The following is a 26,864-nucleotide window of genomic DNA, read 5'->3' on the forward strand; positions in this document are numbered from 1 at the left end:
TCGTTAGTTTGATTTAGTCCTATTTTCCACAATTTCTAAAAGTCCAATTGCCATATATTCTTTGATGATTTTTAATAGAATCGTGTCTAAATTTTCAAGCACATAGCTTGATGCTGCCATGACGAATTGTGAAAAATTGTCTATATAGATGGCGTCTTGCGACAGATAGAATTGTTTGAGTTGTGCAATTGCAACAGCAATTTGTGTTTGATTTTTAAAGTATTCCAATACAACATTGTTGGGATGTTGCCAATATTCTTTGATCAAATGTGTGTAATATGGTAAGATATAGACATTCGTTTTCGATTCAGGAAGTTGTAAGTTTTCTTGTGAAATGTTGCCTTGTTTCTGTTCCCAACTCCACGAAGTGATGAGCTTTTTTGCTTTTGGATTTAATTGAAGTGTATGCGTTTTTACGACTTCATCAGATTGGTTGAAAATCGCTTGCACTTTTTGATACGTGTGAATGTTTTTTGCTTCTAATTGCGCATAGTTTTTGATGCTTTTTTTCAGGTTTTGCAGACTGATTTCTAGTTTTAAAATCTCGGATACTTGTTTTTTCTGAGCGATTGGAAATTGATGGAGATTCTTTTTGATGAACATCATAAAATTGAAAACGACTTTCTCTTCTATGGGTTGTGCTAGATAGTCTGAAATCAACTTTTCATGATGTGTTTTCAAATATGCCAACGTTCGTTTGAAGGTGTTTTGCAGTACACTTTCTTTGAGATTGATTGGCAGTGTTTGCACTTCACTATTTCTTTGCGGAATTGTATATGCTGGTATGACAGCATTGCGAATTGTTTCGTTTTCTAACGCCAATTGAAAGTGTGTAATTTGTGCGGCAATTACAGCATCTTCAAAGTTTTCAATTGTTTGTTTTGCTTGTTTTTCTTGAATGAAGTTCGAAATCGTTTTCGAGATCCATGCATATTTTTCATCTTTTAGTATTTGTGCAACTTCCCAAAAAAGTGTTCCTAATAGAAGGTGTTTTTCTGTAGCGAGTGTTGCTTTTTGATCTTCATATAGCTTTGTACATCTTTCTAAATATGTTATAAGTTCATTTTTGATGGTTTCATCGGCAGTTTTTTGCCATAAATGCAGTGTAAATTTGGCTACTCCAACATGAATGAACAGATTGTCCAACAACGGTCCGAAAAACGTACTGTTTTCTTGCTGTACAGCTTCTAGCGCAGCTTGATAGGTTTTTGTGTTTTCCATTCCTTTTTTCGTCGCTTTCCAACCTAAGTTTTCATCCCAAAATTGACGTTGGTAAGAATATATTTGTTTCGCAATTGTCACAAATTCATCTTGATGATACGCTTCTGAAAGTATTAAGAAAGCTGTTCCAATTCCTGCATTGCCGTATTCAAAATTGAGCAAGCCATGTTGTTTTTCTAACCGATCTTTCCAAAAGATACCTTTGTCCGTAATTTGTGCTTCTGCTATCATTTTTTCCGCAAGTGCATCGATCCATTTTTTCGCTTTTGCATCATTTGTTACATCATAATAATATTGCAATACCAACAAACAGCCAGAACGACCTGCATTGATAGTATTGTTCGTATATGGAGAAATGATAAAGTTGTGAATGTCTTTTTCTAGTAACGCAAACGCATCGTCAATAAAAGTTTTAGACGTGTCTACTTCTGACAATCGCAACGCGGCATATAAAAACCCTGCTTTTCCTTTTTCAAACGAACAATCGCCTTTTATTTTTTGAACGCATTGATGATACAATTCCATTAACGAATGTAGCTGCGTTCGTGTCTCTGCATTGCGTTGAACCGAATACGAATCTATATAGCATAGTAGTATTTGCATCCAACCTGCTGAATTTTCATCTCTTTTATGTAACGCATTAATATTTACATACAATTCCTCCGTGTTGTATGTGAAATTTTTAGGTTTTATAGTTTCATGTATCTCTTTCATAACGGCTAAATTTTATGCGAATCTAATAAGTCAATGATGTGGAAATAGTGTTCAGGATAATCCATCATCAAGCGATGTTCTATGTGATTGCAGATGGTTTCACTCTTTTTTGCGTAGTTGGCAGGATGCGCATAGTGTACGTTGGTAGGAACGCCATTGAATTCAATTTTTACACCTTCTACGCCTTTGTCAAGATCATTTAATACGGCACGTACCTCTTTGTTGTGATGATCTATCATGCAGTAAAAGAGATATTGTTCGTAGATACAGTTAAAATATCCTACATTAATTTTATCAAGATGTTTTAGGTTTTTGTTGACAAATTCAAACGCTTTGGCGCAGTATTCTTTAAGAAATGGAATGTCATTTCCGCCAAAAACGCCTGCGTTGCATGAATGTACAATTCTGTTTTTTTGGCGTTGTTTTTTGACAACTTTAGGAATGTATGTAAGGTTTTCTTCAACTTCGTTGAGAATTGGGTAGTAAAACGGTAAGTCTTTGTCTAAATTTTGTACGATTAACGGCGCATTGTTGACCTGTTCGTCAAATTTTTTCCAAATAAACACGTCACCATCTATATGCATGAAGGGTTCGTCTTGGATGGAATAGGTATACAACTTTCCTATTGCCCATAAGTCGTTGTGATAGTGATTGACATCTTCAAGCGTAACCGTGACTTTACTGTAGGGAAGATTTAGTTTTTCTATCAGCAACGCTTCGCCTTCTTGATCAGTGACTAATTCCACACGATCATAGAACGCATTGAGCTGAAGACAACTTAATGTCCAACTCATGAAATTGTATCGTTTGTCTAGCCATCCGCCGTTAAAACGATCAAAGTCATTTAAGTTTTTAAATTTTAAACTCGGTTTTGACCAAAAACTTTGTACTATTTTCATAAACTGTTTTCCTTTTTCAACAATTAGATTTGATGCAGGGGAATTACAGTTTTTAGGTCTTTTGTATATATATTAATTTCTGGGGAAAATAACTATACTATGTACTTCTTGTGTTTATATGTGTCCTTCTAGTAATTTTTTTGCGATTAGTATTTTCATGATTTCATTGGTACCTCCGTAGATTTTAGCGACTCTATTATCGGCAAATCTTCGTGCGATTGGATATTCCCACATATAACCGTAACCACCAAATAGTTGTAAACATTCGTCAATGATATTGGTACTCATTTCAGAGGCTGAGCATTTGGCAATTGCTGCTGATTCGGCACTGAGTTCTCCGCGTATTTCCAAGGCAATACATTGATCTATAAATGCCTGATGAATTTGTAGCTGTGTAGCACATTCTGCAAGCTTAAATTGCGTGTTTTGAAAACCTGCAATTGGCTTTTTGAACGCTTTTCGTATGGTCGTATATTTGATCGTTTCTTCAATAGCTCCTTTTGCCATTCCTGCACTAGCAATAGCAATGGTTAGACGTTCTCGTGATAGTTCATTCATCATCAACTGAAAGCCTTTCCCTTCTTCAAACAACACTTGTTCTTTGGGCACTTTTACATTGTCAAAAAATAATGTACATGTATCTTGCGCGTGCATTCCTAGTTTTTTGAAGGTTGTTCCTTTTTGAAAACCTTCTGCGGTGGCATCCATCAAAAGCAATGTAATACTGTCTTTTTGGGACGCATTGGGTGTTTTTACGGCAACAATTGCAAAATCGCACAACAACCCATTTGTGATAAAAATTTTCTGTCCGTTCACCAAATAATAGGAACCTTTGTCAACAGCTGTGGTTTTTATGTTTGACAAATCGCTTCCACAATCGGGTTCTGTCATGGCTATGGCACCAATTTTAGTTCCTTGTGACATTGCGGGCAGATAGCTATTTTTCTGCGCTTCCGTACCATATTTTACAATGTAATTGGCAATAATATCTGAGTGTAATGAGAAGCCAGGACCTGTAATTCCGAAATTGGCTAATTTTTCAATGAATAAGGCACTAAAAGAGAAATCGAACCCAACACCTCCATATTTTTCTGGAACGTCAATACAGAGCAATCCTTGTGTGCCAGTTTGTTCCCAAATTTCTCTGGAAACCTTGCCGTTTTTTTCCCATTCGGCATGAAATGGAAGTATTTCTCTTTTCAAAAAATCGTCAATCATTAACCCAATGAGTTCATGATTTTGACTTTCGTATATGTTTCTTTTTACTAGTAATTCGCTCAGCATTACGATACTTACAATCTTATTTTTTTGGCACTATAGCAATTATTTTCTAGGTAAGTTAGTAAAAAAATAGCTGTTAAAATAGATTTTAAATCAAAATTAACGATTGTTTGACTGTTCGATAAACACTACAACGATTGCGTAAATTGATCCTGGTATTTTTATGTTTAATTTGAGACGTTTTTTGTTCTGAAGATGATTTTTTCAAGATTCCAAAGCTGTCCGTATTTGCATACTTTTTTCTCAACCAAAAAAAAGCTTCACATGTACTGCAAAGCTTTTTTTTAATCTATTGATCAAACTATTTTTTTAAACCACAATGAACGAAGCAAGCAGCTCAGAAAACGCTTGCATACAGTTTTGCTTTAATTCCTTTTCTTGAATTTCTTCCGAAAGTTGAACACATTGTATTGGTAAGGAGTGATTTTGTGGTTTTCGAAGTGAGTTCAATGAATTTTTTGTGACTAAAATTGCGCCGTCTACACTGCCGTCGTTGATGCTTTTCAGACATTCTTTTTCGCGTTTTTTTTCCTCAAAAGATTGAAATACTAGGATGCGATAGCCATATTTGGAAGCTACTTTTTCAATATTGTATAAAAAGCAACTATAAAAATTCGTGTTAATTTGAGGAATGATCACTGCAATCGCTTTGGTTTGTTTTTTACGTAATGCCACCGCATAATTATTAGGAACATAATTATGCTGGTCGGCGATTTTTTGAATGGCTTTTCGGGTAGAAGGACTGATATCGAATTTGTTATTCAATGCCTTTGAAACCGTTGATACCGAAAAACCTGAAAGTTGCGATAAATCTTTTAACGTCATTGTAGAAAATGATGACAAACTCATGTTTTTAATTGTTTTATAATCTGAAGTGCTTTTTGCGTTGTTGCTTTTATTTTTTCTAGATCAAAGGTTCCATTTGCTTCTTTTTTCACCAATTTGGAACCCATTCCCACGCAAGTGGCACCTGCGTTGAACCAACCTTCTAAGTTTTCCTGTGTTGGCGCCACACCACCAGTTGGCATGATACTCGTCCAAGGTTGTGGTCCTTTGATCGCTTTGATAAAATTTGGTCCGTAAATTCCGCCAGGGAATAATTTCACAATTTCACAGCCTAATTCTTCTGCTTTCGCGATTTCTGTGAGCGATCCGCAACCTGGCGACCATAGTACTTTTCTACGATTGCAAACGATGGCAATGTCTTCTCGCAATACAGGTGTTACGATAAAATTCGCGCCAAGCGACATGTATAAAGAAGCGGCAGCAGCATCTGTAACAGAGCCAACACCCATAATCATTCCAGGCAATTCTGCAATGGCGTATTTTGTTAGTTCACTGAAAATTTCATGGGCAAAATCGCCACGTGCTGTAAATTCTAGCAAGCGAGCGCCGCCGTCATAACAAGCTTTGACTACTTTTTTACTTACTTCTATATCATTGTTGAAGAAGAGCGGAACCAATCCTGTTTCCTTCATTATTTGTGCTACTTCGAGTCTTGAATATTGTGCCATTAAATGATTTATTTTTATTCCCGTGAAAACGGGAAGTATTTTAATATTGAGCTGAAATTAAACAGATTACTTATCTCGCAACTCTTCCAGAAGCGTCTCCACCCATTAATTTTTCTACTTCTGCAATGGTGGATAGGTTTGCGTCTCCTTTGATGGTGTGCTTTAAACAAGAAGCTGCAACTGCAAAGTCCAATGCATTTTGATCATCTTCTGGGTATTTGAGCAATCCGTAGATCAATCCGCCCATAAACGAATCGCCACCACCAACTCTATCTACGATATCTGTAATTTGATATTGACGTGTTTCGTACATTTTTGAACCATCGTATAAAACGCCTGCCCATGTATTGTGTGAAGCTGAGATAGATCCTCTTAACGTTGTGATTACTTTTTTGGCTCTTGGAAATTTTTCCATCATTTGTTTACAAACTGATAAGAATGCTTCTGCTTTTACATCGTGTCCGTGTTTGTGTACATCGAGTCCTTCTGGGTGAATGCCGAAGTGTTTTTCCGCATCTTCTTCGTTTCCTAATACGATATCACAATAGGAAGTCAATTCAGTCATGACTTTTTCTCTGTGCGCGTCATCACAATATTTCCAAAGTTTTGCTCTGTAGTTTAAGTCGGTAGAGATTGTAATTCCTTTGGCGCTTGCTGCTTTTACAGCTTCTAAACAAACATCTGCGGCTCCTTGTGATATGGCTGGTGTAATTCCTGTCCAGTGAAACCATTTTACACCATCAAAAACAGCGTCCCAATCAATCATTCCCGACGTAACTTCTGCGATGGCTGAATGTGCTCTGTCGTACACAACTTTACTTCCTCTACTTACCGCTCCAGTTTCCAAGAAATAGATTCCCAAACGGTCTCCGCCCCACACAATTTTGTTGACACCAACGCCGCGTTTTCGCATTTCCATCATAGCGCAATGTCCAATATCGTTGTCGGGCAAACGTGTTACAAAATCTACATCTACTCCATAATTGGCTAATGAAACCGCTACGTTCGATTCTCCTCCTCCATACACGACGTCGAAACTATTTGTTTGCGAAAACCTTAAAAATCCTGGAGGTGCTAAACGAAGCATGATTTCTCCAAAAGTGACTACTTTACTCATTTTATATCGTCTTTATTTGTTAAAATTTCTTTTTTGCTTAAACGTTTAACCAAGAGTCGAAAAATAAATCAAAACGGGTATGTTTTGATTTTTTACTTTAAAAAAGCTACTTTTGCTTAATCGTTTAAGCAAATATATAAAAAACTACGTGAAAAAAAAAAGAACTACGATAAAAGACATTGCTACTGTGTTGAATATTTCTCCTGCAGCGGTTTCGAAAGCACTTCATGACGATTCTAGAATTAGTGCAAAAACCAAAGCTGCTGTGAAACGTGTTGCGAAGGAATTGAATTATCAACCCAATCATTTAGCAAGCGCACTGCGAAAAGGGAAAAGTAATTTAGTGGGCGTTATTGTTCCGAGAACGAGTAGCAACTTTTTTTCATCCGTGATTCAAAATATCGAAGAAGTTCTCAATAAGGAAGGCTATAATATCATTATTACACAATCTAACGAATCTTTTCAGAAAGAATGTAATAATATAGACACGTTGCTTTTTACCCAAGTTGATGGCATTATTGCTTCAATGGCAAATGAAACAGTTGATTTGTCATATTATGAAAAAGTAAAATCGAAAGGAATTCCATTGATTTTATTTGACAGAGGAGAGAACGATTTGAATGTAGATTATATCGGAATTAACGATTATGATAGTAGTTTTATGATTGTGGAACACCTTATTTCCAAAGGGTGCAAACGTATTGCGCATATTGGCGGTTTTAGACATACGCGAATTTTTAATAATAGAATTCGAGGATATGTTGATGCCATACATTCGTATAATTTACCTCATGATGATGATTTGCTTATAGAAAGTAGTTTGACCTTGGAAGACGGAAAGTTAAAAATGCAAGAATTGTTAGCCTTAGAAAATCCTCCAGATGCCGTGTATATTGCAGGAGATTATGCTGCCTTGGGCGCGTTGCAGTTGTTGAAAGAAAAGAATATCAATGTTCCTAATGATATTTGCTTGGTGGGTTTTGGAAACGAACCTTTTACTTCGTTAGTCACTCCAACCATTACAAGTATTAATCAACACAGTGCGCAAATAGGGCAATTGGCTGCCAAAACTTTTTTGGAACGTGTAAAGATGGATCCTTTGAAACAAACGCTGAATAAGATTATTTTAGACGCGGCGTTGATTGAACGCGATTCGTCTCAAAAAGAATAAGCGCTATTGCCAATACCATTTACACCTTGAATGTACCCAATAAAATGTGTCTTTTTGCGCTTTATTACGTTGTAAAAATAAAACAGAACTTAGGCTGTGCTTAATTTTCACGTCTCATCTATCACAAAAATTCATCATTTTATTTCTGGCTAAATTCAAAATATAACTGGTATAAAAAACAATAACGCCTATTCATTCTGAAAATAAAAAATATTTTTATGCTAGATTCCTAACGCTTGTCCACCACCAATTTGGATCGTTTCCGCAGTGATAAATGAAGCATCTTTACTTGCTAAGAATGAAATAACACCTGCTACATCTTCTGGTTGTCCTAAGCGTCCTAACATAATATTGTTTGCCCAAGAAGCAAAAACTTCTGGTTTTGTTGATTTTATTTGTGCGTGAAATGGCGTATCAATCGTTCCTGGTGATACTGCATTGGATCGAATCCCATATTCTGCTAAATCTTTGGCTAATGCTCTTGTGATGGCATGTACTCCAGCTTTTGAAGTTCCGTAAATTCCAGCACCTGGTCCACCAGCAGTCCATCCTGCATTTGAGGTGTAGTTAATGATGGAAGGATGTTCTCCTTTTTTCAGGTATGGTATTGCCGCTCTGGATGCAAAAAATACAGAATCAAGGTTTAGTGCCATGACAAAACGATAGAATTCCGTGGTCATTTCTTCAAATCGAGAACGTCCGCCTAATCCACCAGCGTTGTTTACAAGTACATCTATTTTGCCATATTTTTCTCCAATTTTGACAATGTTTTCTGTTACTTGATCTTCTTTTGTAACATCAAAACCGTAATATTCGGCAGTTATTCCTGCATCTGTTAATTGTTTTAGTTTTTCAGCACCAGCTTTATCATCTATACCATTTAAAATTACGGTATACCCATCTTCTCCCAATCTTTTTGCTACTTCGAAACCAATACCACCAGTAGCTCCAGTGATGATTGCTACTTTTCCGTTGTTTGTGTTCATTTTATATTCTTTTATGTATTGTTTTTGATTATTTTTTTGCTTTTAAAGGTTCTATTTTAGGAATTAAGCCCCAAACACTTGCTATGACTATAAATGCTAACACTGCTCCAATGATAAATGCAGGTGCATAATTTCCTCCTTTTGTTAACATTGGTACTAAGGCTACCAAACCTGCTCCTGATAATTTTGCGGCTGTTCCTGCAAAACCTGAAAGTGTGCCTACTGTTTTCTTTCCGTATAAATCACTTGGCAAGGTTTGTACATTTCCGATAGCTGTTTGAAAACCAAAGAGAACGACCGCCATGATTAATACTGCGGCAATAGGCGAACCTGGATTTGACAAGGCTAATAAAGCTGGAAGCATAATGACACATCCTAGCGTGATGACTACTTTACGTGTTTTATTGACATTCCAACCCGCTTTTAATCTGTTTTGCGCATATAAGCCACCAAACCAAGCGCCTAACATTGCACCTACATACGGAACCCAACCGTAAATACCAATGCCTTTTACGTCCATCCCGTATACTTCTGATAAGTATAGTGGAATCCAAAAAACAAATAACCACCAAATTGGATCTATTGCTGCGGAAGCTATAATAACTCCCCAACTTTGTTTGCGTGATAGTAGTTCGCCTGTAGTTGGATTATATTCTTCTTCTTTTTGAGTATTATCTTCAGCTTCTTTTACTTTTTGACCGCTTAGAATGTATTTTTTTTCTTCTTCCGTTAACCATGGATGCTTTTTTGGTGGTGCTTTTACGATGATTAACCAAGGAACTAACCACAGCAAACCGATCAAACCTACAATGACAAATATCATTTGCCAACTAAAATACACCGTTAAGAAAGCGATGGCTGGTATAGCAACGATACCGCCTATTGCGGCTCCAGAGTTGAATAATCCTTGTGCAAAGGCTCTTTCAGTTGTAGGAAACCATTCTGCATTTCCTTTGGCGGCTCCTGGCCAGTTTCCTGCTTCTGAGATTCCTAGTATAGATCGAAAAATAGCAAAGCTTGCGACGCCTTTTGCTAATGCGTGAAGTGCGGTTGCTATGGACCAAAAACCTATGGATAATACAAAACCTATTCTTGTGCCTACTTTGTCAAATATTTTCCCGAAAATTGACTGTCCAAAGGCATATGAAAACATAAAAACTACTGAAATAAAAGCGTAAATTTCTTTTCTTTCTGTGGTTGTTTTTTCTGGATACAAATCTTCTGCTATACTTGGCCATAGTACGACCAATGCTTGTCTATCGATATAGTTAATTATAGTTGCTAAGGCTATTAAACCTATAATCCACCATCGTAATCCTTTTATCTTCATGTTGTGTGTATGAGATGTATGCATACTTGAATGAACAAGTATCACACATTATTTTTTTAGAGCAATGTAGCCCATTGAATTTTTGAAAGTAATTCGTTTCATGAAGAAATGTATGTTACGTTTCTATCTATAAAATTACGTTCCCTCCTATTTTTTTGACAATTTTGAAGTCGTGCATCTTCAAAATTGGTTGTATTATTCATTAAACATTATAACAGTATTGATATAATATTTTAAAGTGTTCTTTCATTTTTTGTTTTGCCAATTGCGGATTTTGATTTTTGATAGCTTCATAAATTTCGGTGTGTTCATGAATTCCCGATTCTGCTAAATCTTTGTCACATACATGGTATTTTTCAAAGTTTGTGATGATTTCTGGTGTTATACTTAGCATGAAGGTATTCATGGTACTGTTTCCACAGGCTTTGGCAATGGCTAAATGAAACAGCAAGTCTTCCTGTACTGCATCTTCTCCACGCAGAACTTTTTCGGTATACGCATCAAGTGTAGCTTTTATTTTTTGAAGATCTTCATCCGTTCTGCGAAGTGCTGCGAGTCGTACTGTTTTTAGTTCTAACAAAATTCTAGTTTCTACCAACGATTTAAAGTCAGGCTCTTCTAAGCCTAAGATATCTTCAATCATACCATTCATTGCAACGACACCGATGTTGGCAACAAATGTTCCACTTTGCGGAATTGATTTTAGCAACCCATAATATTCAAGTTTTTGAATGGCTTCTCGAACATTACTACGTGTCACATCAAACTTTTCAGACAGCATTCGCTCAGACGGAAGTTTGTCTCCAGGTTCTAAGTTTTTTGCATTGATTAAGTCTTTTATTTTCGAGATAATCTCACTTTGAACGTTTAGTGTTTCTTTTTTTGTTACGATGTCTAATTTCATACGCTAGTGACTGTAATTGGTTAACCAGATTTGTATGTTAAATTTATAAAATTAATAAGGAATACACGTTAACATTTTTAGAAATCTTTACTGGAATCTTACTGATCAATTTTTCAGATCAGTAAAATCCGAGCAAAGCACAATCCAAATTAAATAAACTTTATTATTAATGTGTTACTTCTAAACTGTAATACCGAACTTTGGCAAACGCGCCTTCATCACGTGATTGAAAGTAGTTGCCAGCTTTGAAATAGTTTTCAAAGATTCCCCATTTTCGCATGTGTACGTTTTTATAGGTTTTGAATTCGTTATTGTTTAGCACTATTGTCATTTTTCCTTCACTGACTCTGACTTCCAACCGGAATTTTTTAAAGCTTACTTTTTCTTTGAATGTAAATCCTTTGTCATTACCCCAAGCATCTTCATGGAGCATTTCTGTTTCTGTAGCATTCAAATTTTTTAAGACTTTGGTCTTGACACGTATTTTACCATTTTGCCAATATATTTTTAACATTGGCGGTGCATTGTTATCTTTTTGACCAATTAAATCGCGCTGTGCATTGGTTAGTCGCCCATGAATTTGCATGATGATAATTTTGTGATATTTACCATCTTTATCACGAGAAACTTCATCAATTGCCAACTTCCCTTTCATGATACCACCTTGCTTAAATGTCCAATTGACATTGTTGTTGCCAGGTTCCATTTGCTCTCGCAATTCCGAACGCGAATATTTGGTATTTGCAGTCGTCGCTTTGCTTGGATAGGCATAGAAAACAATTGCACCGCGCACAGAATCATTGTACATATACGGTTTTAAGTCTTCATTTGTGGCATAGTCCAGTATTTCTGGTGGTGACACTTCCTGCGGTTTTTTTCCGCTACCCGCAGGTGTTGTCACTTTCCAATGCGATAAATCAATTTCAGGTAATTTATATTTTTTACGCTTCTTTTTTTTCTTTTTGCGTTTTCGTTCCTTTTTTACAACATCTGTAGTGCCACTGTCGTTAGACTGTGCCATGCCAATGCTTAGGTTGAAAGCAAAAAATAGTATGAATAGCGTTCTTAATGTCATAATACTTAATTAACGGCTTCTATTACTACAGAGTCTGCGCGTATTTCTTCGTCTCCACTACTATATCCATAACTACCAACACTGCTATCGCCTCCTAAACCTCTGATGAAGAGTGCAGCACTATCACTAGCTCCTGCAGTGAATAAATAGGTGTATGTAAAATAACCATCATCATCTGGATTTGAGATTGTCTCAGTTAAAAGGTTGTTTGCAGGATCTTCTACTTGTGCAACAGTAGTGTATCCATACCCTGAACTAGGAAACTCTGTAGCAGTTGCATAGTACGTTGGTGTGTATCCACTTATATAACCTGCACCTGACAACACTCTTACTTCAAGCATACTACCAGGATATGTACCAGGTGTAGAAGCTATTTCTTTATGAGATACTACTAGTGTAACTCTATACTCTGCATTTGGTGTAACGGCAAATTCTTGATATACGTGATCTGGCTCGTTGTTGTCAAATTTTACCACATTGTCAGAACCTCCATTACCTGAACTAGATTCTCCTTGTTCACCAATATCATCATTATCCCAACCAGAGCAAGAACAATCACTTGAGTTTCCATTGTTCTTCTCGAGTTTGTCAAAATCAGCATTGATTAATACTGGATCTGGAACTAGTGGCGCTTCTGGCTCAATTACTTCTATGGTTTGTGTAGATGTACTTACAACACCTAATGCGTCGGAAGCTGTTAGCGTTACTGTATATGTACCTTCTCCTGGATAGGTGTTTTGACCATCTATTTCCGTAGAAGTGTTTCCGTCTCCAAAGTCCCACACATACATGGTAGCACTTGTAGATAGGTTGGCAAATGTATAATCTTTCCATTCTTCTTCTGCTCCTTCTCCTTGTGTGAATGAAAAGTTAGCTTCTGGTGGTGTTGCATCTGCAATTGAATTTTCTCCTAGCGGTTCAAATTTGTCGATGTCACACGATTGATATATGAACGCTCCTGCAAGCAGGAATGCCATACACACGATTTTTATTGTTTTTTTCATAATATCTCTTTATTAATTTTTAGTAGCCTGGATTTTGAGTCATTACACCATTACTAAGATTTATTTCGCGCTGTGGAATCGGCAATAATAAATCGGTAGCAGTAAAGCTGTAGTTATTAGCCGTTGATAAAGCTGATAATACATTTTGCGCTTCTCCAAAACGCAGTAAATCGTATAAACGTTGATTTTCAAAAGCTAATTCTGCGCGTCTTTCATCTAAGAGTTCTTGTTTTGTGATGGAAGTTACAGGATCTGTTAAGCCAGCTCTGTTTCGCACCATTTGGAATGATCCAATAGCAGCAGTGTTGGTTGTTTCTTGATTTCCTGCTAAAATCGCTTCTGTATGCATGAGCAATACATCTGCATATCTTAATACTACCCAATCGTTTCCAGATAAGGTTGCATCTGAATTAAATTGGTTTCCATTAGCACCACCATCTTCACCGTTTGGCAGGTATTTTACCACTTGTCTTTGTGTTGGTTGAAATGGATCTATACGATATGAAAACTCCGTTCTGTTTCCACCGTTGTTATCTAAAAATGTAGCAGCATCTTGCGTTACGTAGTTTACTCCTACCGTACGCCCAACACCATTCATAAATTCCGCAGAGAAGTCTTGACTATCTGCTTCTACTCCTATTGAGTACGCTATTACAAAAATAAGCTCGTTGTTTCCTTCGTTGTAGAAGATATCATTAAAGTTTGGCTCTAAAGTATATCCATAACTCATTACGTTTTCGCAAAGAATTTGTGCGTCTAAATAGTTTCCTAGTGTTAGGTGAACTTTTGCCAATAATGCTTCTGCAGCAGCTTTGGAAGCTCTTGTGTATTCGCCGTTACTTAAATTTGCAGCAGCAGTTTCTAAGTCACTCACGATTAAATCGTACACGGTAGCTGTAGCCACTCTTGTAAAGGCTAATTCATCTTCTTGTGGTGTAATTGGTCTCTCTACCAAAGGAACATCTCCAAAGAGACGCACTAAGTTAAAGTAGCTATACGCTCTTGCAAATTTTGCTTCTCCTTCAAAAACAGGCGACATCGTTTCGGATGCATTTGCAAGATTCTCCAATACTAAATTCGCTCTAAAAATAGTGCTGTAACAGCTTCTGTAATAGTTTTCTACAATACCATTGTTTGGTGTAATGGCATAGCTTTCAAACTGAGCCGCTTCTCCTTCTTGATTTTTGGTTCTTGTGTTATCACTACGCATTTCTGTTACATAGTATTCTTCTTGTACACCACGATTGTCCCTTAAATCTGTGGAATTTACACCTTGCATCGCGTCATAAATAGCAATGACACCGGTTTCAATTTGAGCGTCATTGAGAAAGTAACCTTCACTACTTATGGCTGCTTGTGGCACTGGCTCCAAGAGGTCTTTATGACACGACTGAAAGCCTATCATTAACATCAAAAAACTGATATATTTTAGTTGTTTCATAATTGAATGTTTTTATAAATAGTGTGTTTTTAAAATTGTACGTTTACTCCAAAAGATACCGTGCTAAATATAGGTGAACCAGCACGCTGATATCCATAGGTTGTTGCACTTGTATCGTTTATTGATTCTGGGTTAAACCCTGTATATCCATCTGCCGTAAAATATAATAAATTTTGACCTGTTGCGTATATTCTAAATGAAGATGCACCCAATCTGTTCGCAAGGTCATCAGGAAGATTGTAGCCAAATGTCAAATTACGAAGCGCAATGTAGCTTGCATCTTGTATGATGGCGTCTGTAAATATTTTTTCTCTGATGAAACTTTGATCTGGCGTGGTAGATGTGCTAAAATCTTGTCCACTGTTAAAGTGATTGAATAAGTACTGATCTCCCATGTTACGGATTTCGGCACCGTGACTTCCTTGAAACATAAAGCTTAGATCGAAATTTTTGTATTGGAAATTGTTCGTTACACTCCAAACTAGGTCTGGATACGGATTTCCTAAGATCGTTTTATCATCATCATCAATAAGTCCATCACCATTTAAATCTTTTACATATACATCTTGCGCTTGTCCGCCAACTGGATGGTATGGATCGTTGATGAATTCTAAAGGAATTTCACGATCTACAACCCAACCATAGAACGACGAAATAGGATTTCCTACTAAGTTGATCCATTCTGCAGCTCTTTTGCTGTCTACATTTTGAATTTGTCCGTTAGAATCGGCAAAGTCAAGTAATTCATTTTTATTGTGAGAAGCAATTACGGTTGTATTCCATCTGAAATCTTCCGTAGAAATGTTTCTCGACGAAAGTTCAAGTTCTATTCCTGAGTTTCTCACTTCTCCTAAGTTTTCAAGCGCTGCCGAAAATCCTGTAGAAGATGGAACTGGATTGAATAGTAATAGTTGATCACTCGTTCTTGTGTAGTAATCGAAAGAACCTGTAATTCTGTTGTTGAACAATCCGAAGTCGATTCCTGGGTTAAATTCTATCAATCGCTCCCATTGTAATTCAGGGTTTGCAATGTTCAACGCTACAAACGCTGCCTGTGAGTTGTAATTGTCTGTTCCTAATAAGGAGATTGAAGGATATAAATCCGTCAAATTATCGCCTGTATCAATATCTTTGTTTCCTGTAATACCGAAACTTGCTCTCAGTTTTAAAGTACTTACAATTTCACTTTCACTTAAAAAGTCTTCTTGAGAAACTACCCAACCTACAGAAGCAGAAGGGAAATTTCCGTATTTGTTATCTACACCAAAAATGGAACTACCATCGCGTCTAAAGCTTAACGATGCTAAGTATTTGTCTTTGTAAGCATAATTTACTCTTGCGAATAAAGAAGAGAATCCTTCTTCATATATATATGATTCTATTTCATTTAAAACGGTAGCAGCACTTAGGGTTTGTACTAAATCTGAAGTATACCCAGATCCAAGTGCGCTATCGCCTTGCCATTCCCACTTTTCAGCAGAAGCTCCAGCCACTATATTGAATTCGTGGTCTCCAAAAGCTTTGTCGTACGTAAAGTATCCTTCCGATAAGGTGTGAATTCTAGTTTCGTTAGATTCAAAGTAACTTGCCGCAGCTGCAAGATTTCTGCTAGATTGAACTCCTTGCCATCTGTTTCTGAATGTGTTTTGGTAGTCACCACCTAAGCTTGCTCTAAATCGCAAACCATCTATGATTTTATATTCACCATAAAACAATCCTGCAATTTTGAATTTGTAATCATTACGATCGCGCTCTAATACTTTTGCTGCCGGATTTGTATTGGATGTGTTACTGATATCTTGTGACACTGTACCGTCACCAAATAAATCGTAGTTATCAAAGTGTCTTTGAAGTGCGTAATCACCAATTTGCACATTTGGATACGTTGCTGTATCTACAAATTGAATCGTGTTGGCATCATGGTATAGTGGCAACCATGGCGCTTGCCTTAGAATATCGTGTGTAGATCCGTCAAAACGTCTTCTTCTTGTGTATGAAGGCGCAAAGTTGACACCTAGCTTTATTTTGTCATTTAGTTTTGTGTCTAATTTTAATCGGGCATTGTAACGTTTGTAATCATCTGTTAGCAATACACCTTCATCATGATTGTATCCTAAAGAGGCACTAAATTTCGTGTTTTTGTTTCCTCCACGCGCATTGAATGAATGTGTCGTGATGGTTCCTCCTTCAAAAATAACATCTTGCCAATCTCTATCAATTCCTGTTGTTTGTACAAGTAATTCTTTATACGCAGTTCTGTTGGAAAGTGTTCCAGTGGCAGCGCGTTCTGCCGCAACAGTTTCTGCTACTGTAAAGTAGTAGTCATCACTTTGTCGGGCTTCTTTAAAACCAAAGAACGAATTGTAAGAGAACGTTGTTTTCCCGTCTTTCCCTTGTTTTGTAGTAATTTGAATAACACCATTGGCACCACGAGAACCATATATTGAGGTAGAAGCGGCATCTTTTAAGATATCAAACGTTTCTACTTCGTTCATGTCTAAGTTTCCAAGGAAATCACTATCTACAACCAATCCGTCAATTACAATTAAAGGCGCAGAATCTCCATTTAACGAACCGACACCACGAATACGAATCGTAGGATCGGAACCTGCTTCCCCTTCTGTGGCAGCCACATTTAAACCTGCTACTTGTCCTACTAAAGCATCATCTAATCTTGAAACTGCAATTTTGTCTAAGCCTTTCTTTTCTACATTTAAGGTAGACATTGCCCCTGTTAAGTTGCTTTTCTTTTGTGTACCGTATCCAATGACAACCACTTCATCTAAAGCATTTGTATCTTCTACCAAGCTAATATTTATTGTTGCCTGCGCATCAATAATTACGGTTTGTGAAGTATATCCAACATACGAAAATTGTAATACATCACCTTTCTTTACTTCAATTTGATAATTACCATCAAAATTTGTCGTAGTACCTTTCGATGTTTTCACTACCTGAATGTTTGCGCCAGGAATAGGTTGGTTGTCAGCTTTGTCCACAACTTTCCCTTTCAGAAGGTAAGGCTCCTGTGCATACGTTGCAATGCAAAAGAGGAGCATCACAATACAGGTAAGCTTAGTTTTTAAATTCATAATTAAGTTTTTTAATTAGTTAATATTCAACTAATCACTTAAAGCTTTCTTTCTACTGCTAAAAAATTTGTATTTTTACAGTATGCATGTTACTATAAGTAATTATGTATAATTTACTTCCCTCCAAAAGAAGTAATGATCAAAAAGGATAGGCGTGCACCTGTCCTTTTTTTGTGGCTAACTAAACTGGTTAACCAGATTGGTTTACCAAATATATATAATTTTTTGAAACTATCAACATTTTCTTAAATTTTATTAAGGAAATGTTAATTTAAAGTCGCTTTTTTTAGTTATTCCATAAAGTCTTCACGAATCGGACTGAATACATCGATAAGTATTCCTTCTTCTGTGCAGATAGCTCCGTGCAATACATGAGGTGGAATGTAGACGGTATCGCCTCCTTTGACAACTTTTGTTTCTTCCCCGATCGAAAATTCAAAAGAACCACTTTCTACATAAGTTACTTGACTGTGATGATGTTCGTGCTTGTATCCGATGCCACCTTTTTCAAAATGCACTTTTACGAGCATGATTTTGTCATCATAGCCCATTATTTTTCGTTTTACACCTTCGCCCACAACTTCCCAATCTAAATCGTTATCGTAGATGAATTCTTTACTTGCTCCAAATGTTTTCATATCGTTCTCTTAATTATTTTTTGATTGTTGTTCTTTTTATTTTTTCTATTTATTTGGTGGAGTTCCTGCGCCTATTGTAGCTTCTCTGAACCATACTTCTGTGTAGCAACCATTTTCATATTGCTTGGCAATGTCACCTCCATAGGTTTCTGCACCTGCACACCAAACCCTGTTTTTTTCAGGACTTTTTCCGTTGGTTTGATTGTATGCACCTTGCTTAAAGTAGTTGAGTTCTCCACTATACGCTTCCGCACGTTCAGTGCCGTCTTGTCCGATAGGTACAAATAGTTTTTTGACTTGTTCTGGAAGATCAGACTTGTGTACGTACTCCGATTTCAGTAGGTTTTTAGTGAATGTTTTTGTTGGATGACCTTCACTTGTAAATGTGAGGTACATGATTCCTTTGTATACATTGACTTCATAACTGAATTCTTCACCGAGTTCTATACCATCTGCAGGTTCCGCAGGATAGTCATCTTTACTTTTACCAATAACTGACATGTCGTGTCCCCAAACAGCCGTTGAATAATCCCATCTTCCTGAGTTATCATCACCCGCAGTATTGATTTCGTAGTTCCAAAAGACAGAACCTTTGGTATGTTTTGGGAATTTTTTGTAGAATAGTTTAAAAGGTTCATTTTCATGCCCTTCTCCACTGTGAATTTGTCCAACTACTGTTGCATACGAAGCCGCTACTCTAGCATCGCCCGAAGTAGAAACTTGCATTACTTTACAAGTTCCTGTGAGTTTTCCACCTTCTTCTGGCATCCATTCTCTTTTTTCTTGTAATTCCGTTCTAGTATTGCTTGAATTTTTTGAGGTAACTCCAGAATTTGGCGTTTTGTACACTACCCAACGACGTGTACCATCAATGACAGTGTAGAAAAAATCTTTTTGTTCATAATTGACAAGATTCTTTACGTTTGTACCATCACCTAGTAATATTTTAAATTTATCCATGAAGGGAATGACCTCGCTTGGATAGACTGTTTTTTTGCTTAATCCGTCATTTGCTTCAAAATATCCTGCATTCGAAATAGCATCGTCGCTGATTGTAATTTTTGCTTTTTTAAACCAAACTTCTGCATAGTTGCCATCGGCATATTGTTTTTGGAGGTCTCCGTTATGTGTTTCTGCGCCAGAACACCAAACTTTGTTTACTTTCGGATCTTTTCCGTTGGTTTGGTTGTAGCAGCCAAGTTTGAAAAATAATCCTTCGCCTGTGTAGGCTTTTTCACGTTCTACGCCATCTTGACCAATTGGCACAAATAGTTGTTGTACTTGTTGAGGAATGTCTGAACGCTTTGCATATTCTGAAGCTATCAAGTTTTTGGTGAAGGTTTTGGTTTCGTGTCCTTTACTTGTGAAAGTTAGGTGCATCATTCCATCTTTGATTTCCACTTTGTAACTGAATTCTTCTCCTAATGCAATTCCGTCTTTTGGTTCTGCCGGATAGGTATTTGCATCCGTTCCGACCACAGAAAAATCATAACCCCAAATTGGATATGAGTAATCCCATCGTTTTGAGTTATCATCTCCAGCAGTATTGATTTCATAATTCCAAAATACAGAACCTTTGGTGTGTCCTGGGAATTTTTTGTAGAATATTTTTAGCGGTTCATTTTCATGTCCGTCTGCACTATGAATCTGTCCTACTACAACCGAATACGTTGCTGCCACTGTTGCATCACCTGTAGTAGCTACATTCATTACTTTGAGTGTAGCATTCATGGTAGCTTCTGTCATTGGCATCCATTTTTTGAGTTGTGCCAATTCTGTGCGTGTGTTGTTGGACGTTCCGTGTGTATTTCCTGCATTGGGCGATTTGAATACTACCCAGTTTCCGTTGGCATCGTTTGCCGTGTAAAAGTAGTTTTTATCATCATAATCCGTAGCTTTTCCTACATTAGCACCATCGCCTAAGATTAAATTCCAATGTTGAAAAAATGGTATGACCTCGTTTGGCTTCACACTGTTTTCGATATTTTCTTTTTTGTTTTCAGCACAGCTATTACATAGCAAAATGACACTCATCAATAGCGTATTAAAAATAAAAGTTGATTTGGATATGTTGAATCTCATGGTGTATGATTTGTTTTGTAAAACTGTACTTAGTTTTCGGTGTAAAACTTGTTAAGGCACTTATTTCTTTATAAAACAAATGCCTTTATTGATATTAAAAAATTATTCTTTGATTATTTTTTTGGTGATACTTCCATCGTTGGTTGAAATTTTAACTATATACATTCCGTTGTTAAGATTAGAAATATCAATACTATTTGTTACGTTATTGGCAGTGAACACTTCTTTCCCTAACATATCGTACATATTTACCGAAACTGAACCAATGGTATTCGTTTGAATGTTTAGCGTTCCTTTACTTGGATTTGGATACAGTCTGAAAGTAGTAGTTTCCGCATCATTTATACTTAAAGTTGCATCTGATACTATTAGTTCATTAGAGTAATTGAACGCTTTGTCTACCGCATATATTTTATAAAAATTCCCTGTTGCATAAATGTCTGTAAAGCTTGTATCGGTTCCAATATAGATTACGGTTCCTGTAAGACCGCCTGTTCCGTTTGTTGTGGTTCCTCCAAATTGATAGATTCCATTTTGGTTAGGATCGTTATCTGCATTCGGCATTGAGGTATATTTGATAACAACATAACCTCCAGCATCTACGCCACCTGCGGGAGCTGTCCAACCTACTGTAGCAATACCTGAATTATTAGCATACGTTCCTGTTGTTGGATCACTTGGAGCAGTATCATCATACGGCCCTGAATATACAACAAAATCGTCTACTCTTACCGCTGTTAAATTACTTCCGCTCATTCTGGCAACTGCCCAATGTGATGCGTTGATAGCGCCACCTGTTGTGACAGTACCGTACGTTTTAGTCCATGTATTGGCCATAAAAGGTATTGCATCTGTTTTATTCGTTGTATTACTTCCAGACGTATTATTTAAATAGATTCCAGGATCTAAATCGTTTCCTGGATCTGCGCTTGCACTGTAAAAAAACTGTACTGTATATTCTGTATTGATTTGCAATTGATTTGGAGCAACGGTTGAAGGACTTTGCAATCTTAAATTACTACTTCCTGATGTTATTTGAAATGCTGCTGAAAAATCTCCAGTTCGTGCCAATGTTGCATTGTTTGTCATATCTCTAACTGCTGAGTTACCAGTGGATGAAACTGTCCATTCTGTTTGGGCTGTTCCAGATTGACCACTACCCGCAGAACTCATATTACCTGCAGTTTGACTTTCCATACCACCATCCATGATAGGAAATTCACCAATTACTTGACCAGATGTTGCTGGCGTCGTTGCTCCAGAGTACACAATTTGTGTGTTTACACGTTGCGCTTTCCTGCTTGTTAGTGTTGTTGGAGCGGATGAAGAACCAGCTCTGTAATTGAGGGATTGATGCGCTGTATTGTCCCAACGCCAATTTAACGAACCATTTCCTGAAAATAGTAAATTAGGTTGTAAAGGATCAGCAGGAACTAAATTAGAGCAATCCCAGTCTACAGCAACTTCTAACGCATCGCCTGTATAATTGAAAGGTGTTGTTAAAGCAAAACTCACATACCCTGTAGCACCAGGAAAGTTATTTGTTGTATTAAATGTGTAGGTTCCTACGATGGTAGCTCCGTTTATGGCATCTGTCCAAGTACTTCCACTAGCAACTACTTCTGTAGCACTTGAATTTCTCATGTAAATTGTCATTGTAGCATCGCCTGAAGCTGTAATAATGTTAGAAGAACCTAAGTCAAAATTAATTTGAGATATGGTTGCAGAAGGTGACATAGCTGCTAATTCCGTTGCAGTATACAATATACTCGCACGAGAATATACAGAACTTGATCCGTCATCTGAACGTTGAAAAGGACCTCTGGTTGCAGAGGAAGATGTTCCTGCGCCTAACGTAAGGGTTTGCGCTTCTGCAAAACTTATAAAAAGGATTGCTATAAAAAGTAATTTTGTTTTCATATAGTTGATTTTAATGCGTTATGTAAAGATTGTAGTATTTTATATAGGAAAATGCGTTGTTGTCAGTAGTAGTTAAATAGTTTCCTGCTTTGAAATAGTTTTCAAAAGGCCATTTGTCCAAACTTATATCTTCGTATATATACGGTGTATTGTTGTTCAGTTGTACACTTATTCGCGCATCGGACGCAATAATTTCAAAATTGAATGCATCATAGCCTACGTAGCCAAGGTTTTGTTTGACATCTGTCCAAATTGTGTTTGAAGTCGTTAATAATGCGTCTCCAGAAGTGCTTTCATCTACCAATGATTTTTTGTGTGACCAAATGTATCCGTCTTTCCAGTAAATTTTAATTAATGGCGGACCGTTATTTGACGGAAAATTGAATGCATTTACATCTTCTTCCGAGAGGATTCCGTGAATTTGCATGATGATGACATCGTGAAATTCATCACTTGAGTTGGTATCTTGTGAAACAGAAACTACTTTTAAACGACCTTTCATCGTGCCGCCTTCTGATAAGGTCCAATTTTCTCTTGAGTTGCTTGGATTGATGAGTTCGCGCAATTCGGTTCGTGAATAGGAACTATTTGTGGTTGAACTTTCAGGATATGTATAAAAAACGAGCGATTCATCTTCTGTATCATCATACATAAAAGGTTGTACAGACGTGAGTGTTTGATAGCCAAAATTGATCAATTCGTTCGGCAGATATTCATCGGGTTTTCCGTTATTATTTTCATCTACAGGAAGCGTTACTTTCCAATTAGAAAAGTTGATATCTGCAAAATTTACTGTCGGTACTTCAGCTGCCGGAACATCGCTTGACGGTGTATTTGTTGTGGTTCCTGTTGGAGGAGTTAATTCATCATTATTGGAACAACCTATAGTAAATACAGTAGCTAACAAAAGAGTTACTACTTTATTTTTGTGTTTTATGAATGATTTTTGTGTGTGCATTTTTAAATTGGTTAACCAGATTGGTTTACCAAATATAAACATATTTCTGAATGTTCCAAATTTTTATGGTGTGTGATTTTAAAAAAGGTATTTTCATTTTGCTTTATTGTGAGTTGAAGACTTACACTAGGTTTAAAGTTTTTTCAGATCTTATTTGCATCAAAAGAGTTATACTAAATTTGCGCTAGACATAATTATTATGATTTATTTCGTAAGAATTCGTTACTTTTAAAGGCAAACACTTTTTCTAATTCCAAAAGACAGCTACTTTGAAGATTAAAAAATTATGGAAACGAATTTTATTAGGGTTAATCTTAATTCCAATTTTAGTATTAGGAGGACTGATTCTTTACATTCAGAGCAACCAAACGGAAATTATTAAAAGTGAAATTGAAAAACTAAACCAGGAACATAAAGGGCTTGTCCGTATTGGTGAGAGTGAATTATCTCTTTTTGGCAACTTTCCATATATTTCTGTAAAGGTATATGATTTCCAAATTTTTGAAACCAAAGAAGACAATGCGCCTGTCATCATGGATGTGAAGGATATTTACGTTGGTTTTGATTTTTGGGACATTGTCAATGGAAATTATGACATTCAATCGTTAGTGGTGGAAGATGGTGTGTTTAATATTGTGATTCACGAAAATAATACGACGAATATTCAAAATTCCATAGCGAGTACTTCCGATACAGAAACTCCATCTACTAATATTCATCTCAAAAAAATAAAATTTAAAAATCTAGATATTCACACCTTAGATGAAGCCACCAATACAGATGTTGAAAAGTTTGTGTACGAAGGCTCAGGTGGTTTTACGCTAAAAGATAGCATCATCGCAGGACATATAGATGCCAATTTGGAATTAAATGTCATCAAAAATAAGGACACAACCTTCATCAATAAGAAGCATTTTGAAATTCACACCGATGTAGAATATAATGAAGATACAACCATTCTCGACATACTTCCTTCAAGGATTACTATGGAAAATGGCGATTTTGAGTTAGAAGGTTCTATAGATATTAAGAATGACGTAGACCTTAATTTTATAATGCGAGGAACAAAGCCCAATTTTGATATGTTTATTGCGTTTGCACCTGCAGATGTGATACCCGTTTTGGAAAAATACAAAAATGCTGGAGAAATTTATTTTAATGCAACAATTCAGGGACCCGCAAACAAAGGAAACAGACCTGCTATCGATGCTAATTTTGGAGCTGGAAAAGCTTTTTTAGAAAATACGAAAAGAGGCAAAAAAATAGACAATATGAGCTTTAAAGGTCATTTTACGAATGGTGAAAATAGAGATGCCAGCACGATGGAATTTTCGCTCACCGACATGACTGCTTCTTTGGACAAGGGAGAATTTAACGGTGCTATTCTTGTTAAGAATTTTGACGCTCCAGAAATTGACATGCAGATAGACTCTAACTTCAATTTGAATTTTATTGCAGATTTTTTTGAATTGGAGCAAGTACAAGGTGCTTCTGGAGAAGTTTCGCTGAAAATGAATTTTCACGATATTATTGATATTGACAAACCCGAAAAAGCATTACAAAAGCTCAATCAAGCCTACTTTGCACAGTTGAAAGTAAAAGACTTGCGTTTAAGCGCAGAAAACCTTCCCGCTCCTTTAGACACTTTGAATGTAGATTTGGTCATGAACGGTAAAGAAGCGACGCTGAAACAATTTGACATGTCTATGGGCAATACAAACCTATCTATTAGCGGTTTTATATCAGATTTACCCGCAGTAGTGCATCATACTGATATTCCAGTAGAAGCGCATTTTGACATTAGTTCTAAGTATTTGGATATTGCAGAATTGACAGGATATTCAAAGCAAGACTCTATTCAAAAAGGTATTGATGAGCAATTGGAAAATCTGAGTTTAGGACTTTCTTTTAAGGCTTCTGCAAAAGATTTTACGGAATCTAAGTATTTGCCTAAAGGTGAATTTTTTATTGATAGTTTGTATGTAGATTTAAAACATTATCCGCATACACTACATGATTTTCATGCCGATGTACTGATTGATAGTACAGACTTAAAAGTTGTAGATTTTTCAGGTTTTATTGATGATAGTGATTTTCATTTTGATGGATTGATTCACGATTATGCTTTTTGGATGCAACCTGAGCTTAACGGCGATGTAGATTTAGATATCAATCTTACTTCTAAAAAATTAAGACTAGAAGATGTTTTTTCGTATAAAGGAGAAAATTATGTTCCTGAAGAATACAGACATGAAAAATTTGATGATTTGGCATTGCATTTTGACGCTCGTATGCATTATAAAGATTCTGCTTTACACTCTATAGATTTGGCTTTAGATAAGTTAGACACAAAAATGGAAGTACATCCACTTCGTTTTCATGATTTTAGAGGAAACATTCATTATGAAGACCAGCACATTGTGATAAAAGACTTTCACGGTGAAATAGGAACTACAAATTTCAATTTCGATTTAAATTATTATGTGGGAGAAAATCCGCAAATAATGAAAAGAGATAATTACTTAGCGGTACAAGCAAATTATATAGATTATGATGCGCTTTTTAAGTTTAATACACAACCCCCAAAACCCGCGGAAGTTGTCAAGTCAGAAACTGCTGATGTGAAAGCACATGCTGATGCTTTTAATATCTATGAGTTGCCATTTACAGACATGCGATTTAAAGCAGATATTGCGCATTTTATATATCATCGAATTGATCTTCAAAAGATCAAGGCAGATTTCAGAATAACACCCAACCATTATATATATGTAGATACATTACAGATGAATGCTGCTGGAGGAAATATTCAATTCAGTGGCTATTTTAATGGGAGCGATCCAAAACATATTTATCTGCAACCCGATTTGGTTATTACTAATGTTGATTTGGATAAATTACTCTTCAAGTTCGAAAATCTCGGGCAAGATCATCTCGTTTCCGAAAATTTACAGGGAAAAATCACCTCCAGAATTACAGGAAAGATTAGAGTATATCCAGATATGGTGCCAGATTTGGATCAATCTACTTTAGAAATGGATGTAAAAGTATTGAATGGTAGACTGAAAAATTACGACCCAATGTTGGCACTTTCAGATTACATGGGAAATAAAAACTTGCGAAACATTCGGTTTGATACGTTGCAAAATAGCTTGAATGTAGATAAAGGAAAGATTTATATTCCTTCTATGACAATTGAATCTACTTTAGGTCACATGGAACTGTCTGGCTCACATGACAACAATCATAATATTGATTATTATTTGCGTATTCCATGGAAAACTGTACGAAAAGCTGCTTGGTATAAACTATTTAAACGCAAAGATCGTACTATTGATGAAGAACAAGAAGATGAGATTGTAGAAGTAAATACAAACAAGAGAACGCGGTATATCAATGTAAAAGTCAAAGGAACCATAGATGATTATAAGGTTTCATTGGGCAAGAAAAAGAAAAAGTAAAATACAGCACATATAGTAGCCTTGGAATGCATACCTAATGCTTTTTCACAAAAATA

General features: G+C 36.4%; 19 protein-coding genes. 2 read left to right on the forward strand and 17 right to left on the reverse strand.

Annotated elements, in window-relative coordinates; genetic code table 11:
* Nucleotides 1-3: 3 nt before the first annotated feature.
* The 6 genes from KORDIASMS9_RS01750 to KORDIASMS9_RS01775 all read right to left on the reverse strand — a co-directional run bounded on the left by KORDIASMS9_RS01750 (nt 4) and on the right by KORDIASMS9_RS01775 (nt 6,746).
* Nucleotides 4-1,935 (reverse strand): lanthionine synthetase LanC family protein, encoded by a 1,932-nt coding sequence (locus KORDIASMS9_RS01750; protein ID WP_114901192.1) that lies wholly within the window; start codon nt 1,933-1,935, stop codon nt 4-6.
* Between the two features lie 5 nt (nt 1,936-1,940).
* Nucleotides 1,941-2,834: a DUF6734 family protein gene (locus KORDIASMS9_RS01755; protein WP_114901193.1), complete on the reverse strand. Its 894-nt coding sequence runs from the start codon at nt 2,832-2,834 to the stop codon at nt 1,941-1,943.
* 114 nt (nt 2,835-2,948) lie between these two features.
* Complete coding sequence (locus tag KORDIASMS9_RS01760; RefSeq protein ID WP_114901194.1) at nt 2,949-4,118, reverse strand: acyl-CoA dehydrogenase family protein; 1,170 nt, start codon at nt 4,116-4,118, stop codon at nt 2,949-2,951.
* A gap of 306 nt (nt 4,119-4,424) precedes the next feature.
* Nucleotides 4,425-4,964, reverse strand: a complete 540-nt coding sequence (locus KORDIASMS9_RS01765; RefSeq protein ID WP_114901195.1) for a LacI family DNA-binding transcriptional regulator — start codon at nt 4,962-4,964, stop codon at nt 4,425-4,427.
* A complete protein-coding gene (locus KORDIASMS9_RS01770; RefSeq protein ID WP_114901196.1) occupies nt 4,961-5,629 on the reverse strand; it encodes a bifunctional 4-hydroxy-2-oxoglutarate aldolase/2-dehydro-3-deoxy-phosphogluconate aldolase in 669 nt (222 codons plus the stop codon). The genes KORDIASMS9_RS01765 and KORDIASMS9_RS01770 overlap by 4 nt, the downstream gene beginning before the upstream one ends.
* A gap of 70 nt (nt 5,630-5,699) precedes the next feature.
* Nucleotides 5,700-6,746 carry a sugar kinase gene (locus tag KORDIASMS9_RS01775; RefSeq protein WP_114901197.1) on the reverse strand — a complete coding sequence of 349 codons (1,047 nt, stop codon included), beginning with the start codon at nt 6,744-6,746 and terminating at the stop codon, nt 5,700-5,702.
* A 148-nt stretch (nt 6,747-6,894) separates the two neighbouring features.
* Between KORDIASMS9_RS01775 and KORDIASMS9_RS01780 the strand changes: the two genes are divergently transcribed.
* Nucleotides 6,895-7,917, forward strand: coding sequence for a LacI family DNA-binding transcriptional regulator (locus KORDIASMS9_RS01780; RefSeq protein WP_114901198.1), 1,023 nt, complete (start codon nt 6,895-6,897; stop codon nt 7,915-7,917).
* Nucleotides 7,918-8,138: 221 nt separating this feature from the next.
* Here KORDIASMS9_RS01780 and KORDIASMS9_RS01785 read toward each other — a convergent pair whose 3' ends face one another.
* The 11 genes from KORDIASMS9_RS01785 to KORDIASMS9_RS01835 all read right to left on the reverse strand — a co-directional run bounded on the left by KORDIASMS9_RS01785 (nt 8,139) and on the right by KORDIASMS9_RS01835 (nt 23,347).
* Nucleotides 8,139-8,903 carry an SDR family NAD(P)-dependent oxidoreductase gene (locus tag KORDIASMS9_RS01785; protein WP_114901199.1) on the reverse strand — a complete coding sequence of 255 codons (765 nt, stop codon included), beginning with the start codon at nt 8,901-8,903 and terminating at the stop codon, nt 8,139-8,141.
* Between the two features lie 28 nt (nt 8,904-8,931).
* A complete protein-coding gene (locus KORDIASMS9_RS01790) occupies nt 8,932-10,233 on the reverse strand; it encodes an MFS transporter (protein WP_114901200.1) in 1,302 nt (433 codons plus the stop codon).
* A gap of 202 nt (nt 10,234-10,435) precedes the next feature.
* On the reverse strand, nt 10,436-11,137 hold the full coding sequence (locus KORDIASMS9_RS01795) for a FadR/GntR family transcriptional regulator (RefSeq protein ID WP_114901201.1): 702 nt from the start codon (nt 11,135-11,137) through the stop codon (nt 10,436-10,438).
* A gap of 166 nt (nt 11,138-11,303) precedes the next feature.
* Nucleotides 11,304-12,212, reverse strand: coding sequence for a polysaccharide lyase family 7 protein (locus tag KORDIASMS9_RS01800; RefSeq protein WP_114901202.1), 909 nt, complete (start codon nt 12,210-12,212; stop codon nt 11,304-11,306).
* A gap of 5 nt (nt 12,213-12,217) precedes the next feature.
* Entirely contained in the window at nt 12,218-13,216 is a 999-nt protein-coding gene (locus tag KORDIASMS9_RS01805; RefSeq protein WP_114901203.1) for a PKD domain-containing protein, read from the reverse strand.
* A gap of 19 nt (nt 13,217-13,235) precedes the next feature.
* Nucleotides 13,236-14,657, reverse strand: coding sequence for a RagB/SusD family nutrient uptake outer membrane protein (locus KORDIASMS9_RS01810; protein WP_114901204.1), 1,422 nt, complete (start codon nt 14,655-14,657; stop codon nt 13,236-13,238).
* Nucleotides 14,658-14,686: 29 nt separating this feature from the next.
* Nucleotides 14,687-17,749: a TonB-dependent receptor gene (locus tag KORDIASMS9_RS01815; protein WP_114901205.1), complete on the reverse strand. Its 3,063-nt coding sequence runs from the start codon at nt 17,747-17,749 to the stop codon at nt 14,687-14,689.
* A 290-nt stretch (nt 17,750-18,039) separates the two neighbouring features.
* A complete protein-coding gene (locus KORDIASMS9_RS01820; protein WP_114901206.1) occupies nt 18,040-18,387 on the reverse strand; it encodes a cupin domain-containing protein in 348 nt (115 codons plus the stop codon).
* Between the two features lie 45 nt (nt 18,388-18,432).
* Nucleotides 18,433-20,469 (reverse strand): polysaccharide lyase family 7 protein, encoded by a 2,037-nt coding sequence (locus tag KORDIASMS9_RS23990; protein ID WP_114901207.1) that lies wholly within the window; start codon nt 20,467-20,469, stop codon nt 18,433-18,435.
* 102 nt (nt 20,470-20,571) lie between these two features.
* Complete coding sequence (locus KORDIASMS9_RS01830) at nt 20,572-22,389, reverse strand: T9SS type A sorting domain-containing protein (protein ID WP_114901208.1); 1,818 nt, start codon at nt 22,387-22,389, stop codon at nt 20,572-20,574.
* A 10-nt stretch (nt 22,390-22,399) separates the two neighbouring features.
* Entirely contained in the window at nt 22,400-23,347 is a 948-nt protein-coding gene (locus KORDIASMS9_RS01835) for a polysaccharide lyase family 7 protein (protein ID WP_114901209.1), read from the reverse strand.
* A 269-nt stretch (nt 23,348-23,616) separates the two neighbouring features.
* Here KORDIASMS9_RS01835 and KORDIASMS9_RS01840 point away from each other — a divergent pair, with 269 nt between their 5' ends.
* A complete protein-coding gene (locus KORDIASMS9_RS01840) occupies nt 23,617-26,808 on the forward strand; it encodes an AsmA-like C-terminal region-containing protein (RefSeq protein WP_114901210.1) in 3,192 nt (1,063 codons plus the stop codon).
* Nucleotides 26,809-26,864: the final 56 nt, after the last annotated feature.

The sequence above is a fragment of the Kordia sp. SMS9 genome, from assembly GCF_003352465.1.
Classification (GTDB): Bacteria; Bacteroidota; Bacteroidia; order Flavobacteriales; family Flavobacteriaceae; genus Kordia.